Source organism: Luteolibacter sp. SL250, from assembly GCF_026625605.1.
Taxonomy (GTDB): Bacteria; Verrucomicrobiota; Verrucomicrobiia; order Verrucomicrobiales; family Akkermansiaceae; genus Luteolibacter.
Window position 1 is genome coordinate 3,665,305 of the sequence record NZ_CP113054.1, and the last position, 14,858, is coordinate 3,680,162.

General features: G+C 65.6%; 10 protein-coding genes. All 10 read right to left on the bottom strand.

Translation table 11 applies throughout. The features are described 5' to 3' along the window. Nucleotides 1-75: 75 nt before the first annotated feature. On the bottom strand, nt 76-1,749 hold the full coding sequence (gene pqiB / locus OVA24_RS15910) for an intermembrane transport protein PqiB (RefSeq protein ID WP_267670938.1): 1,674 nt from the start codon (nt 1,747-1,749) through the stop codon (nt 76-78). Further along, nucleotides 1,746-2,387, bottom strand: coding sequence for a paraquat-inducible protein A (locus tag OVA24_RS15915; protein WP_267670939.1), 642 nt, complete (start codon nt 2,385-2,387; stop codon nt 1,746-1,748). Before OVA24_RS15915 ends, pqiB begins: the two co-directional genes overlap by 4 nt. Then, nucleotides 2,384-3,040, bottom strand: a complete 657-nt coding sequence (locus tag OVA24_RS15920) for a paraquat-inducible protein A (RefSeq protein ID WP_267670940.1) — start codon at nt 3,038-3,040, stop codon at nt 2,384-2,386. The genes OVA24_RS15915 and OVA24_RS15920 overlap by 4 nt, the downstream gene beginning before the upstream one ends. Nucleotides 3,041-3,047: 7 nt before the next feature. Then, complete coding sequence (locus tag OVA24_RS15925; RefSeq protein ID WP_267670941.1) at nt 3,048-3,902, bottom strand: fumarylacetoacetate hydrolase family protein; 855 nt, start codon at nt 3,900-3,902, stop codon at nt 3,048-3,050. Nucleotides 3,903-3,966: 64 nt separating this feature from the next. After that, a complete protein-coding gene (gene queD, locus OVA24_RS15930; RefSeq protein ID WP_267670942.1) occupies nt 3,967-4,332 on the bottom strand; it encodes a 6-carboxytetrahydropterin synthase QueD in 366 nt (121 codons plus the stop codon). A 300-nt stretch (nt 4,333-4,632) separates the two neighbouring features. Then, on the bottom strand, nt 4,633-5,499 hold the full coding sequence (locus tag OVA24_RS15935; protein ID WP_267670943.1) for a hypothetical protein: 867 nt from the start codon (nt 5,497-5,499) through the stop codon (nt 4,633-4,635). A gap of 197 nt (nt 5,500-5,696) precedes the next feature. Beyond that, the gene (locus OVA24_RS15940) at nt 5,697-7,997 is read right to left on the bottom strand and encodes a hypothetical protein (protein WP_267670945.1); all 2,301 of its coding nucleotides are present in this window, start codon (nt 7,995-7,997) and stop codon (nt 5,697-5,699) included. After that, nucleotides 7,994-11,740, bottom strand: a complete 3,747-nt coding sequence (locus tag OVA24_RS15945) for a hypothetical protein (protein ID WP_267670946.1) — start codon at nt 11,738-11,740, stop codon at nt 7,994-7,996. Before OVA24_RS15945 ends, OVA24_RS15940 begins: the two co-directional genes overlap by 4 nt. Next, complete coding sequence (locus OVA24_RS15950) at nt 11,737-13,722, bottom strand: N-terminal double-transmembrane domain-containing protein (RefSeq protein WP_267670948.1); 1,986 nt, start codon at nt 13,720-13,722, stop codon at nt 11,737-11,739. Before OVA24_RS15950 ends, OVA24_RS15945 begins: the two co-directional genes overlap by 4 nt. A 206-nt stretch (nt 13,723-13,928) precedes the next feature. After that, the gene (locus tag OVA24_RS15955; RefSeq protein ID WP_267670949.1) at nt 13,929-14,858 is read right to left on the bottom strand and encodes a DUF58 domain-containing protein; all 930 of its coding nucleotides are present in this window, start codon (nt 14,856-14,858) and stop codon (nt 13,929-13,931) included.

Consider the following 14,858-nt stretch of genomic DNA (forward strand, 5'->3'; position numbering starts at 1 on the left):
GCTTCGCTGGCTGGATTCTCCGGGGCGGAATAAATTCCGCGGTCCCAGTCCGACAAGCGGCGCTTGTTCCAGGGATCACCTCCCGCGCGGTGCTTTCGGTTTCGGGTTTCCGGAGGAATCCTTGCCCCATAGCAGCGAACTGGGCTTTTCACCGATGGTCGTGGAGGTGGATGAAATCGAACGCAGCGCGTGGCGCAGCTCATCCAGCGTGCGCAGGAGATCTCCCTGGATGGCACCATCCGGACCGACGCTGGAGACCGATTTCTCCAATGAAGCGAGGGTGCTTTTCAGATCCGTGGGCAGGTCCCTGAACGCGGGATCGTCCAGCGTCTTGCGCAGGGAAGCCGCGGTGGTCTCGATCTCCTTGAGGGTCGCCCGGGCGTCCGCCGCGGTTTTGGTGGACTCTTCCGCCAGCGCGTTGATCTTCGTCATCGTCTCGTCCAGCGGCAGGGCGGCGATCTTGTCGAGGATGACGTTGACCTTGGCCTCCAGTTGGTCGAAGCCGGAGGAAACCGTCGGCAGCGTCCTGTACTCACCCGTCATGAAAATCTCCGCATGGGGAGGATCCACATGGTAGTCCAGATCGACGAATTTCGCGCCGGTGAGGAGGCTTCCGGTCTTGAGGGTGGCGCGCATCCCCCGGCTGACGGCATTTGCCATGAACTGGTATTGGGGATCTTTCAGCCTCTCCCGGGTCTCCGCGCGGAGCAGGGCGGGATCGATCTCGATGAGCACGGGAATGCGCCGGTCTTCCCTCACCGGATTGTAGTCGAGCGAAACCCCCACCACCCTGCCGATCTGGATGCCGCGGAACTCCACGGGCGCGCCCTTGGCCAGTCCGCGCACGGATTGGTCGAACAACAGCAGGAACTGCACCGTCGGCGCGAAGGTGGAGTTCACCGCCGCGTCATGGTTCTTATAGACGATGAAGGTCGTTCCATCCTCGACCTGCTGGCCGTCCTCGATGCCCTCCGGCACGCCGAACTCCACCCCGCCGGAAACCATGGCCTGGAAGGAAGGCGTGCGCAGCCTGACCCCGTCCGCATCCGCCGTGACGTCGATGCCGCTGGTGTTCCAGAAGCGGGTGTTCTCCGTGATGAGCCATCCCCAGTCCTGGCGGATGAAGGCGTCGTATTCCAGGCTCTTGCCATCCTTCGCGAGTTCACGGCTTTCGATGCGGCCGACCTCGAATCCACGGAAGTAGACGGGGGATCCCTGGACCAGCGATCCGGCCTCGTCCGCCCTCAGCTTCAGCCGCCGGCCGGGGACGCTCAGGCTGGTGGCCGGGGGCCGTTCCTTGCCAACGAAATCCCTGACCTTGTCATCTCCTGTCTTCGGCCCCGGATCCAGCTCGATGTAGGCACCGGTCAACAAGGTGCCCAATCCCGAAATGTCCGTGGCGGAGACCCGCGGCCGCACGACCCAGAAGTTCGTCCCCCGCTGGAGCAGATGGGATCCCTCCGGATCCATGCGCACGGTGATGGAGACATTCTTCAGATTCGTGGCAAGCTCCACATCCGTGACATATCCCACCCGGACCGAGCGGCACCGGACCTCGGTCTTTCCGGAGACGATGCCGTCCGCGGTCTCGAAGGAAATACGGATTTCCGGCCCTTTCGAGGTGATGCTGCGGTAGGCCAGCCAGCCGCCGATGAGCAGGGCGAGGATGGGCACCACCCACACGACGTTCCACCGTTGCGCGGCTTTGAACTGCGGGGTTGCTGCGGGAGGGGTGTCGGTTTCGCTCACGGTGATTCTTCTTTCTCGGGCGGGGTTTCCATACGCTCAAGCTGATCCCAAAGCAAACGTGGATCGAAATTCATGGCGGCGAACATCGTCAGGATGACGACCCCACCGAAGGCCAATGCCCCCGGCCCCGGCAGGACCCGCATATAGGCGCCGAGCTGGACCATGGCCACCAGAATCGCGACGACGAAGATATCCACCATCGACCAGCGGCCGAGGAGTTCCGTCAGCCAGTAGACCTTCCCCAGGATCTTCGGCGAGGGATCAACCTTGCCCGTGGCCGCGGCACACAGCCAGACCAGTGCCACGATCTTCAGCATCGGGATGAGGATGGAGGCGGTGAAGATGACGATGGCGATGGGATAGGCCCCACTCTCCCAGAACTCCATCATGCCCGCGATGATGGTCTTGTTCGCGGTGCCGCCGAACTCCAGCACCGTCATGATCGGCAGAGCCATGGCCGGGACGTAGAGCACCGTCGCGGCGATCAGCAGGGCGACGGTACGCTGGATGCTGTTCGGCTTCCGGATGTGCAGGTGGGTGCCACAGCGGGGGCATCTGCCCAGGCTTTCCGGCGAAACCTTGCCGCAGGCATGGCAGCCTGCCAGCCCCAACGGGCCACCACGCGGTGGATGGCTCATTCCTTCGCCACCTCCAGACGGTCCCAAAGTTCCTCGCGGTCGATCCCCGCCACGGCGGCCGCCATCGCCAACATCAGGACGGCGAAGGCCCAGAAGCCGACCCCGAAGTGGAGGTCCGCCATTTTCCCTAGCTTCATCAGGCTGACGAGGACGCCGAGCAGGAACACCTCGATCATGTTCCACGGCTCCGTGAGCGTGAGCCAGCGGGCGACCCGCATCGCTCCCGGAGCGGCCTTCCCCCACAGCAGCGGTCCGCAGACATAGATCAGCCCCCCGGACATGACCAGCGGGGTGAGCATGGTGAAAAGGGCGACCGCACAACCGACGATGGGGCTGCCGTCGTTGACCAGGGCCAGCGCGGCGCCCATGGGGGTGAGGGTGGTCCGCATGCCCCCCGCGTCCATGCTCATGAACGGGAAGGTGTGGACGATGATCATGAGGAGCAGCGCGGTGAGGGAAAACGAAGTCGCCCGCACCAGGGAGGCGCAGCGGTTCTGGTAGAGCAGCGCGTCACACCTGACGCAGCGCGCCGCCGTTCCCTCCGGCACCGGCACGGACTCGTGCAGGGTGTCGCAGAAATGGCACACGACCCGGTGCGGCCCGCCCTTCGGCTTCGGCCACGGCCGCATGGCGATGACGAGTTTCCTCTTCACGGCAGGATCATGGCAGGGCCACCACGCGGTGCCCGGTCTGGCCGAGGCCTTCCACGCCGCATTCCACGAAGTCCCCGCACTGGAGGTACTTCGGCGGGGTCATCCCCATGGCCACGCCGCTGGGCGTGCCGGTGATGATCACATCCCCGGGCAGCAAGGTCATGAAACGGCTGATGTAACTGACGATCTGCCGGACGGAGAAAATCATGTCGCCGGTGTAGCCGTTCTGCCTCAGTTCCCCGTTCACCGTGGTCCACAGGCGGAGCTTCTGCGGGTCCGGGACCTCATCCGCCGTCATCAGCCACGGCCCCATGGGCGCGAAGCTGTCGCAGCTTTTCCCTTTCACCCACTGACCGCCCATTTCCTTCTGGAAGGCACGTTCGGAGAAATCACAGAACGTCGAGTACCCCGCGACGTGGGAAAGCGCGTCCACCTCCTCCACATAGCTGGCCAACTGGCCGATCACGACCGCCAGTTCCACCTCGTAGTCCAGCTTGGTCGAGCCACGGGGGATGATGACGTCATCCGAAGGACCGCTCCACGCTGTGGTCGCCTTCATGAAAAGCGTCGGCTCCGCAGGGATGTCCCCGTCGAGTTCCTTCACGTGCTCGATGTAGTTCCTGCCGACGCAGACGATCTTCGAGGGGCGGTTCACCGGCGGACCGAGCCGGGCCTGCGGGTCGATTTCAACCCCACCCGGACAACCGCCCTCCACCCACTCCGCGAGGGACTCCAGTCCGCCTGAGGCGAAGAATCCCTCGTCGTAGTCATTGAACTCACCGCTGGCATCGATCTTCCGGCCATCCGCAAGCAACACCCCCGGCTCCTCCCTTCCCGCGTCCCCGAATCGGATCAATTTCATGCCCGGAAATCTACCACCGTTTCGCGGGCGGGGAAGTCCGGTTTTCAAGCGTTCCGCCCCCGTCTCAGAACTCCCCCTTGAACGAACAGCGGGCGGTGGGGGTCTCAAAAATGACGATCTCCGCCAGCCCGGGGAGCTGGGGGGCGAGGTGCCGCCAGAACCACGCGGCCATGCGCTCGATGGTGGGGCTTTCCAGACCGGGGATGTCGTTGAGGTAGCCGTGGTCGAGCTGTTCGAGCAGCGGGTTCATGGCCTGCGAAATGACCTTGTGGTCGTAGATCCAGCCGATGGTCTCGTCCACCTCCCCCTCGACGGAGATCTCCACCTTGAAGCTGTGGCCGTGCATCTGCCGGCACTTGTGCCCCTCCGGCAGGCTGGGCAGGGTGTGGGCCGCCTCAAAACGGAAATCCTTCGTCAAACGCGCTCTCATTTCCGCAAGCAAATCACCGGAGACGGGTTCGGGCAAGCGTGGGAACCTTCTCCGCGCCGGCATGGGAGTAAGGAGGAGGGACACTCCTGTCCCTCGGCGGCATTGGCGAAATAAGAAGGAGAAGTTTTCAGTGTTCAGTTTTCAGGAGGAGAAAAAGATGGAGGTTCACGAATCGAACGAATCGAAAGAAATTTGAAGATCCTGCTTTCTTCTTTTCTCATCCTTCGCGGCCTTTGCGTCTTTGCGGTGAATTTTTGATGATTCGCCATTGCAGCCGGAGGACAGGAGTGTCCTCCCTCCTTACTGATATAATCCCGCCATTTTCCGCATCAGGATCTCTAGCTGGCGGTAGTAGTCGTCCTCCGGCATGCCCTTTTTCTTTTCGCGGAGGGTTTCGATCTCCGCTTCCAGGGCGGCACGCTTTTCGCGGGCGGCGGGGTCCAGGGGATCGACGGTGGGTTTGAGGAAATGGATCTCCCGGGCGACCATGCCATCGGCGGGCTTTCCGCCGGCGGGTTTCGTGCCCGCGCGCAGGCCCTTGAAGGTCTCCGCCTGGGTACCGGTGCCGTCGCCGTTGTCGTCGATGACGGCGTGCTCCTGCATCACCCGCTGGGCGTCCTCGTAGAAGGCGCGCACCTTGGAAGAGGCGGTCAGGGTGGCCTCGATGAGGGACACCGCGCCGTCACGGTCCAAGTCCGCATCCGCGGCGGTGAGGGCCTCCGCCATGGCCCCGCCGAAGCGGGTGTAGTTCCGCTCCCCGTCGCTGCGGGTCGCACCGATGATGACGCGGTTCTCCGCGGACAGATCCTTCAGGAACGGAGAGCTGGCGGAAAACAGGTTGAGGATGACCAGGCGACGGGTGAACGGGGCGAGCAGTTCCTTCAGCTCCCCGGAGGAAATGTCGCGGCCGCGCAGGTTGAAGTTCGCCGTGCGGCCATCAAAGCTGCCGTGGCCGATCCACACCAACCAGAGGTCCCCGCCGTCCTTCGGCAGCGCGGCGACGGCCTTCTCCAGAGCGGCGCGGTCCCCGCCCTCCCCTTCCTGTTCCATGCCGATGACAGTGGCGGCGAAGTTCCCTTTCTCCGCCGTCTGCTTCCACACCTCCCCCTGCTTGCGGAAGTCCGCTTCATAGCGCTGCTCCCCCGGCTCGCTGACGACGATGAGCATGTCACGCTTTTCCTCTTCCGCAGCTCCAGCAGAAGGGAGAAGATATAAACCGCAGATGAACGCAGATGAACACAGATGGAAGAAGGTATTTTTAACCCTATTCTCTGATCTGCGTTTATTTGGCTCAACGCTGGACAGACTGTTCGCCCATCTCCGCTGCGCTCCGATTGCGTTCATCTGCGGTTGATTCCTTTTCATCACGGAAGTCGTTTCCATCTTCTCAGCCCCCATTCCCCGACAAAGCAGGCCAGCGCGAGGGCGAGCCAGGCGGGCGAATGCCAGAGGGGTTCGCGACGGGTTTCGGTGACCGGCACGGGCAGGTTTTTGATGCTGTCCACGAATCCGGAGAGATCCGCCACGGACAGGACGCGGCCACCGGTGGCGGAGGCGAGGCGGTTCATGGCCTCCATGTCCGGGCGCAGGGACCGGTATTCGTCCTGCAGGGAGTTGACCACCCAGCCGGCGCGCGCGGTGAGGGCGGGTTGCTTTTCCGTGGCGCGGGTGGCGGCCTCGACCAGGTAGCTCCCCGGATCGTTGGAGTGAAAGGCGGCCTGCATGATGCCGGGCTTCTCCGGATGCGGGCGGGCGGCAATGTTCGTCCACGTGCCGTCCGGGCGTTTCACCTTCAGCGAGACGGAGGCGGATTCGTCCGGGCGGAAATCCGCGCCGAACAGCTCCACCGCGATGGCGTCACCCTCCGGCTTCACGGTGAGGCGGCGCGGCACGTCCGCCAGCAGCCAACGCAGCGTCTGCCGCCACGACTTCTCCATCTCCGCATGCGCCTCCGGCCGCGTCATGCCCCAGCGCCAGTAGTCCGTGATGGCCAGCACGGCGGTGCGGCCACGGCCGAAACGACGGGTGACCAGCGCGGGCGCGTGGCCGCCGTCCGGCAGGGCGAGCCGCGCCACCTCCGTCGAGCCGGGGCGGATGGCGGGCAGCTTGTGGACGTTCCGGAAGTCCGGCATCGCGGCGATGCGGGCGTCCTCATCGCCCTCGTTGTCCTTCAGCCGCGCCCATGGCTCCAGCTTCCCCTCACGGGTGAGTTCGTATTTCCCGGCCAGCGGTTCCCCGCCCGGCGTCTCCGGATCGAGATAAACGGGCAGCATCTCGCCGATGGGCGTGCCTTTGAATCCACCCGCATCCAGCGACTCCATGCCGCCCAGCACGATGAGGCCGCCGCCCCTTTCGGAAACGAAGCGTTGCAGCAACCGCTGCTGTTCGTGGTCGAACATCGCCGCCTCCGCGTCATCGATGATGATGGTCTCGAACGGGAAGATCTCCTCCGGCGTGCGCGGGAAGCCGGCGCTGAGTTCCTCCGGACTGGTGGTGTTCAGGCGGATGAAGACGGCCTCGTCGAAACGCTCCACGTCATCGTGCGACTCGAAGCCGCGGTAGAGCGGGTTCGTGTTCTCACCCTGGCGGCCGCGGAAGTCGAACTTCGGCTCGCGCTTGGCGATGCGGAGCAGGCTGGTCATGCGCACCTCGGAGTCGCCTTCCAGCGCGCGCTGGAGGAACTTGTGCTCATAGTTCGGCCGGCCGCCGGTGTAGAGTACGCGGTAGGGTCCCGCATCGCGGTTGGCGGCGACGCCGCGTTTGTTGTTCTCCAGCGTGGCCTCCGCGGGGCCGTCCGGATCCTCCATGCGGACATCCACCTCCGTGAAGGAAACGCCGGAGTCCTTCGGCTTTGCCTGGAAGCGGACCATCCATGTCTCGTCATCGCCGGAAATGACGCGCCGCTGCTCGCCCAGCACGATGTCCGTCCCGGACTCCCGCAGGGTGGCGATGATGGTTTTCCCCTTCACGCCGCGCGCGGAAACCGTGGCGTCCACCATGACGGGAGCGTCCTCGAAGAGGGTGACCTGGGCGGTGGCGGACGGGATGGAAAGGTCCACCACGGAATCCCCGCGATGGAGGACCAGCGGGAAGACGGGCGGCGAGCCGGGCAAGATCCCCTCCGTGGGAAGCGTGTCCGTGGGGCTGCCATCCGTGAGGACCAGCACCCCGGCGAGCGGGCGGCCCTCGTATCTGCCGCGCAGCGCGTCGAGCGCTCCGGACAGCGCGGAGGCCGTGCCCTTGAAATCCATCGCGGAATCCGTGGGCTGCTTCCGCAGGCGGGAGTCGAAGGTGAAATGATCGACGGTGAAATGTTCCGCCAGTTCCTTCCTCCAGCCGCCGTCGGCAGGCCCCATGGCCTCCCCCAACCGTTCCGCGTGGGACTTTCCGTCCGCACGGTCCTTGATGGTCATGCTGGCGCTGTTGTCGGAAAGGATGACCCAGTGGTTGGCACCTGGGCGGGCGGAAGACCGGATGACCTCCGGCCGCAGGATGAAGACGAGGATGAAGGCGAAGCCGAGCAGCTTCAGGAACGCGGCGGCCCAGCGGACGCCCGGCGGCACGTCACGGCGGCGCGCATAGCCCGCGGCCAGCACGACCGCGACCACCGCCAGCACCACCAATCCCGGGACGAGCCACCCGTTTTCCGCCCAGACGATCTTCATTTGCCGAGTTCCTCGAAATAACGCCTCACCACCTCCGAATACCGGTCCGGCACCGGGTCCCGCCCGATGGGTGCCAGCGGGTTCTCCTTGTTCAGCTCGCGCAGCCGCGCGTCCAGCGCACGGACCGCCTCCGTGAGCGGCTCCACCACCCCGGCCCGGACCTCCGCCTCACCGGGTTCCTTGCTGTGGCGCTTGAAGTCGCGGCGCAGGTCGCGGCTGGTCTTCACCGCGCGCGCCACGGCGGAGCGGGCCTGCGGATCCTCAATGACCGCGCCGATGTCATGCAGGCGGTCGCTCCATTCGCGGAAGCTTTCGGAAGTGATGACGCCGCCGCTGGTGCCGAAGCCATCTCGCGTCGCTCCGCCACGGTCCTCACGGCGGTTGTTGCCGCCGCCGTCGCCGCCACCTTTGCCATCCGGCGCATCCGCCTGTGCGGTGGCGTCCCCTTCACCGGGTTGGCCGCCTTTACCCTCACCTTCTCCATCTTTCCCGGCCATGCCGCCGGGTTGCTGGCCCTGTCCTTGTCCCTCTCCCTGCTGTCCTTCCTGACCCTCACCTTCGCCTTTTCCGGCTTGGCCTTGCTCTCCCTCCTGGCCTTCGCCGTCTTTTCCGCCCTTTCCAGCCTGACCTTTCTGATCTCCCTCTCCCTGCTGGCCCTCGCCTTCGCCGGGTTGCTGACCTTCCTTGCCCTCCCCGCCCTTGCCTTCATTTCCGGCCATCTCCTTGCCTTCGCCCCCGCCGGGTTCCTTGCCTTCGCCTTCACCCTTTCCGGCTTGTTCCTTTCCTTCCTGACTTTCGCCGGGAGCCTTTCCGTCACCCTCTTTCCCATCCTGCCCCTCGCCGGGTTGTTTGCCCTGCGCCATTTCATTGGAAAGCTTCTCGAGTTCCTCGCGGGCGTAGCGCAGGGCCTTCGCTTCATTGCCGAGGATGCGCTCGGCCGTCTTCTCCACCTCCGTGGTCAGTTGGGAAATTCCCTCCTCCGCAGCCTTCGCGGCACTTTGGGCGGAACTGCCATCCACCCCACCGGACTGCTGCATTTCCTCCAGCGCCTTTTCCACGCCCGCTTGGTCCGCGTGGCGCAGGGCCTCCGCCAGATCGTTCGCCACCAGCGGCTGGGATGCCTCCGCATTTTCCGCCGCATCGCGCATGCCTTCCATCAGCTTGTCCAGTCCGTCGCGCTGGCGCTGGACGGGATCAGCCGCGTCCGCCTGCAGGCCTCCGAGGCGGGGCGGACCCTCGGAGGGTTTCGCCTCCTCCCCTTCCCCGCCTTCCTGTGGGGACTTCGCGGAAAGTTCCTTCTGCGCCTTGTCGAGCGCGCGGGCTTCCTGCCGCAGTTCACGCAGTTGCTCGCCCAGCTTCGCCGCGCCGGACTCGCGCATGTCCTGCTCCGCCTTTTCCAGCGAGTCCTGGGTGCGGCGTCCGGCGGCGAGCGCATCGCCCAGCTTGCCCTCGCTGAGATCCGCCTCCGCCTGGGATGCCTTTTCGCGCGCCTCATCCAGCGCCTTCTTGTTCTGCTCCGCCGCGGTCTTGTCCGCGGACTCCTCCGTCTTGTCCTGGAGGCGGTTCATGTCCTCCGCCAGTTCCCGCTGCTGGTCGCGGAGCTGCTTCAACCGCCGCTCCAGTTCCGCCTTTTCCTCCGGGGTGTCCGCCTCTTTCAATGCCATCTGCAGTTCCTTGATCTCCTCGTTGAGATCGCGCTGGCGCTTCGCCAGATCCGCCAGCCGCTGGAGCACCTCCATCGCCTCGCGGGCCTCCGCGCCGGATTCCGGCTTCGCGGATTTCTCGGCCTGATAGGGATTCTCCATCTTCTTCAGATCGAGATCCTCCTTCGGCTTGTCGTCGGACCCGGACTCCCCCGCGCCCTGTGCGCCGGTCATGAGGATGGTCTTCGAGCTGGCGAGCTGGTGCAGGTGCCGCAGGGCTGTCTGCTCGTGCATGATGGCGTCGCCCAGCGGTTCCGCGCTGGTCTTGTCATAGGCTTCCTTCAGCTCGGTGATGGCATCCAGCATGGCGAGCCGGGCATTGGCCACGGACTCGCGCAGTTCCGGTTCCTTCAGTTCCTTTTCCAACTCGCGCGACATTTCCACCGCCGCCTCCTGCGACTTCACCAGGGTCTCCAGCTCCGACCGCTCCGGCGCGCTGACGGTGATCTCCGTGTGGTCACGCAGCACCGCCCAGGTGCCATTGAGGATCTGGGTCTGGATCTTCACCAGGTCCGCCGCGGGGCTTTGCCCGGGAGGGGCGCCCGGAGGCGCGGCCTGCTGGTAGAACTCCTCATCGAAATCCCGCACCCGCACCAGATGGATGTCCCCGCTGACATGGCGGACCTTTCCGTCCGGGCCGATGTCCTCCGCCCACGCGTTCCACATGAGGATGTCCTTCGGCTTCGCGCCGATGGCCTCCAGATCGACCACATGGGAAACGAGCGGCTCCTTTTCGCCCGGCACCTTCGCTCCGGGGACCTCATGCCATTCCTTTCCGTCCAGCGTGTAGCGCAGGCCGTGCGCGGCGATCTCCGAGTCATCCTGGATGCGTGCCTCCAGCCGCACCTCCTGGATGGCGGTGGCTTTGTCGTTCTTCCGTGGCAGGACGACCTTCACCACCGGCGCCTTGTTGCGCGTGACCCGGATGTCGAGCATGTCCTTCCGCCCGTTCCGGCGGCCGTCGGCGTCGGTGAGGACCATCTCATAGCGGACGCTTTCCCGCAGCGGGATGTCCACGGCATAGACCGCCGGATTTTCCGCCGTAGCGGCGAGCGTGACCGCGGGCTTGTCCTTCGCGGTGAGCGTGACCGCCAGGCCGGGAAGGTTCGCGTGCAGGGAAAGCTGCAGCCTTCCACCCTCCACGCCGTTGATCTTCCGCACATCCCCCAGTTCCTCCGGCGGCAGATTGAGGTGCGGCGGCGCGTGGACCACGGCGTCCACCTTCTCCAGCGCGGGCACGTCATAGAGCGTGACCTTGAAAACCGCGCTCTCCTTTCCGCCCGCGGTCACCTTGTAGCTCGATGGCGCGTCCACGGCGGGGATGCGGGCATGGAACACCGGGTCCGTGAACGGGCGGTTCATCGGCAGCTTCACCACCCCGCCGGACTCCGGCGTGATCTCCAGCGTCACGCTTTCCGGCAGACCCTTCATGAAATGGGCCTGCACGGTGAGCGGCGCGCCGCGCTCGATCCGGATATCCCCCGGTTCGACGGAAAATTCCATTTCCTCCACGACCGTGGCCGCCACTTCCTGCGGTGCGGTGGTGGTGGCCGCCTTTGGGAGATGGGACCGGAAAAGGAACAACAGCGCCAGCAGCAGCATGACCAGCCCCACGGTCTGCATGACCTGGAACACCCGCAGGCGTCCTTCCGGCAGACGGTCCAGCCAGCCGTCCCGGTTCGCGGAGACGAGCGCCTCCAGGATGACGCGCTGCTGGAGGTAGGTCGGTTCGCCGTCGATCTTCTGGTCGAGCGCGGCCAGCAGGGCGGTGCGGAGCGCGGGGTTCTGCGCCTCGATGTCCTTCGCAACCCGGCGCGGGTCCACCGTGATCCGGCGGCTCCACAGCCAGACACCGGCGCTGGCGCAAAGGGCGGCGACGGAAAGGATGCCCAGCCAGCCACGCGGCGGCAGCCCGGCTTTCCAAAGCAGCATCGCGATGACCAGTGAAGCGCACCAGACCACGGACAGCCCGAGGTGCAGCCGCTGCCGGCGGCGGCGGTCCGTGATCTCGTCGAGGATGTCCTGGAGTTTTTCGATCATGTGGGGATCGGGTCAGGGGTGGGTGTTCTTCCGGATGACCGGCGTGCGGCGAGGAGAGTCTCGATGAGAAATGCCGCGGCGGCGGCGATGAGCAGCCACCAGCCGACGCGCTGGCGGCTTTCCCGCTCGGCATCGGAAACATCGGTTCCCGCGGTGGAAGTGCCGGCGGAAGCCGCTGCGGCATCGAACGGAAGGCCCAGCGACTTGAGATCCGCATCGGACATGGGCGTGAGTTCCGTTTCGGCGGGATCGATCTGGACGGCGAAGGTTTCCTTCCCCGCCACGTGGAGGCCGGGGGCGGTGGGGATGAACGCTTTGCCCGCTTCTACGGGAACCTTCGTACCATCGGGAAGCGCCACCTCCGCGACGCCCTCCGGCAACGGCACCGGCTGGCCGACGGTGTATCTGGCCGCCCGCACGGCGAGCGCGGGTGACTGGGAAAGCAGCGCGTGCAGCAGCGGCGGGAACTTCGTGGAAAGGGCGAGCTGGCTGTCCGCCGGACGCCAAGTGGTGGTGAGGACGTGCAGTGCTCCCTTTCCGACCTCATAGCGCAGCCACGCGGGCTCCCCGGAGTCGAAGCGGGCGAGCACAGCCCCCTTCGCGATCCATGCCTCCGGCAGCATGCGGTGCTTCCAGAAGCGGATGCCGCTGAAGTCCGAGTAGCGGGGATCCGCGAACGGCGCGAAGACACTGGAGCCGAAGTCGATCTCACCCAGCAGCGCGAAGTTCCCCACCGCCGCCTCATCCGCCCCGGAGACACTTCCGTCGATCAGGCGGCCCAGCGAGCTGGAACCGGCCGCATCCGCCAGGGTGAGCAGGACATTCCCGCCTGCCTCCAGCACGGCGCGGATGGAGGCAACCTGCGCGTCGTCGAGCGGAACGGACGCCACGGTGAGGTCCGGCGCGGCGGACTCCGCGATTTCCACCTCATACGCGGCGGTCGGCTGCATCGCCCGGCTGAGGAAGAACAGGCTGCCGGTGGCATCCGTGGCGGCGTCCGCGCCGATGTAGCGGATGCGTGCCGTAGGCCGGATGAGCGGCGCCCATGCGCTGTCGTTGTCGAAGGAGGGGCCGTCACCGGAAAGCTTCACGGTGCCTCCGCCTTTCACGCCTTCCGGGGCGTCCATCACGGCGGACTCACCGGGCGGAACGGAGATCGGCTGCGGGGCGGAACCGTGGCCCCAATCGAGGATGAAGTCGGACTTCGCGGAGCCTTCCGCATTCGAGATGCGGGCGCGGGGGTGGTCACCGCCCGCCAATGCCTGCACCCCGGCATTCGTCCATCCTTCCGGCTGGTCCACCCGGTGGAGGACGAACGACACGCCCTCCGGCCAATCGCCGCCGCGCAGGCCTTCGTGCGCGCCGCCTTTCTTGAAGTCGCTGAAGACATGGATGCGGACCGGCACGCCGTCCGCCACCTCCCCTGCCATGGCCGCCGCGGCGGTCCACACCGCCTCCGGCTTCGCGGCATTCCAGCCGGGCTTGATGTCCCCGACCATCGCGCGGGCGTGGGACTTCCGGTCACCGCGCACGACGTCCTTCGACGCGGCGGGGGCGAGCAGCGGCTGCAGCTTCTCCGCATACGCCGCCACCGCGATCCAGTCGTCACCGGGCAGTCCGTCGATCAACTTTCCCGCCTGCGCCAGCGCGCCCTCCAACGGCTGGCCGCGCATGCTGGCGCTGGCGTCGATGAGCAGGAAATTCATCACCCCATCACCACCGGCCATGGCCGCCTTTTCATTCTGCCGGAAGAACGGCCGGGAAAAGGCGATGACCAGCAACGCCAGCCCGAGGCACCGCAGCAGGAGCAGCAGGATGTCCTGGAGTTTCGAGCTGCGCCGCGTGACCGGCGGCGTGGCCTCCAGGAACATGAGGGAGGAAAAGACGACCTTCTTCTTCGGTCTGTTCTTCCGCAGGTGCAGCAGGACCGGCAACGCGAGCGCCGCCAGACCAACAAGGAACCATGGTGCGAGAAAGGCCATTCCTGATGTGATCTATTCCATGGGGTTCGGTTTCATCACCACTGATTGCACTGATTTACTGACTAGGAAGACGGGTGCTTCGGAGTCGGTGACTTCAGATCATCTCCTCCAATAATCAGTAAATCAGTGGAATCAGTGGTTTCATCCACCTCTCTTCCATTCGTGTCCATTTGCGTTCATTCGCGGTTTCAAATTGTACGATATTCCTAGTTCCCCCTCGTCCTTTGAACCTGCGGGCCGAGGCCCTGGCGGTCGGAGAGGTAGGCGTGGAGGGCGGTTTCCAGCGGCTGGTCGATGGGCAGCAGGTGGTGGATGATGCCGAGGGTGGCGCAGAGCTGCTTCAGCCCTGCCTGGTGGGCGTTGAACTTTTTCAGGTAGCCGTCGCGGATGGACGCGGGGTCCGTCATCTGGGAACGGCCGGATTCCATGTCCTCGAAGTCCGCGGACTCGCCGAAGGTGAAGTGGATCTCCGTGGGGTCCAGCGTCTGGAAAAGCGTGATGTCATGCCCGCAGGCGGCCAGCGCGGAGAGCGGCGCGCGCAGGTCCTCCAGCGGCGTGAGGAAATCCGATACCAGCAGGATGACACCCCGCGCGCGGCCACGGCCGAGGATGGTGGCGATGGGCGCCTTCAGCGCGGCCACCTTTCCCAGCGCCTCCCGGCCCAGCGCGGCCAGGATGGCGTGCAGGTGGCCGGAGCGGTGGCGCGGCGGGAGGTAGTCCCGCACGCCCTCGTCAAAGGTGACCAGCCCGGTTTCATCCCCCTGCTGGTGGAGGAAGACGGCCAGCGTGGCAGCCAGGGTGCGGGCGTAGTCCAGCTTCGTGTAGCTACTGGAGCCATAGTTCATGGACCGGCTCAGGTCCAGCAGCACGTGGGAGCGCAGGTTCGTCTCCTCCCGGTATTTCCGGATGAAGTAGCGGTCGCGGCGGGCCAGCACCTTCCAGTCCAGATAGCGGATGTCATCCCCGGGGACGTAGGAACGGTACTCCGCGAACTCCGTGGAGTAGCCGTGCCGCGCGCTGCGGTGCAGGCCTTTCCAGAATCCCTCCACCACCGCCCTCGCCCGCAGTTCGAGGTCGCGCACGCGCATCAGCGCGGCGGGATCCGCGAAAACGGAAGGTCTGGGGGTGGCGGCCAT

Excerpts from the sequence above, each read along its gene's own strand:
- OVA24_RS15915 (WP_267670939.1), bottom strand. The coding sequence starts at position 2,387 with ATGAGCCATCCACCGCGTGGTGGCCCGTTGGGGCTGGCAGGCTGCCAT.
- OVA24_RS15925 (WP_267670941.1), bottom strand. The coding sequence starts at position 3,902 with ATGAAATTGATCCGATTCGGGGACGCGGGAAGGGAGGAGCCGGGGGTG.
- queD (WP_267670942.1), bottom strand. The coding sequence starts at position 4,332 with ATGAGAGCGCGTTTGACGAAGGATTTCCGTTTTGAGGCGGCCCACACC.
- OVA24_RS15935 (WP_267670943.1), bottom strand. The coding sequence starts at position 5,499 with ATGCTCATCGTCGTCAGCGAGCCGGGGGAGCAGCGCTATGAAGCGGAC.
- OVA24_RS15940 (WP_267670945.1), bottom strand. The coding sequence starts at position 7,997 with ATGAAGATCGTCTGGGCGGAAAACGGGTGGCTCGTCCCGGGATTGGTG.
- OVA24_RS15945 (WP_267670946.1), bottom strand. The coding sequence starts at position 11,740 with ATGATCGAAAAACTCCAGGACATCCTCGACGAGATCACGGACCGCCGC.
- OVA24_RS15950 (WP_267670948.1), bottom strand. The coding sequence starts at position 13,722 with ATGGCCTTTCTCGCACCATGGTTCCTTGTTGGTCTGGCGGCGCTCGCG.
- OVA24_RS15955 (WP_267670949.1), bottom strand. The coding sequence starts at position 14,858 with ATGGCCGCCACCCCCAGACCTTCCGTTTTCGCGGATCCCGCCGCGCTG.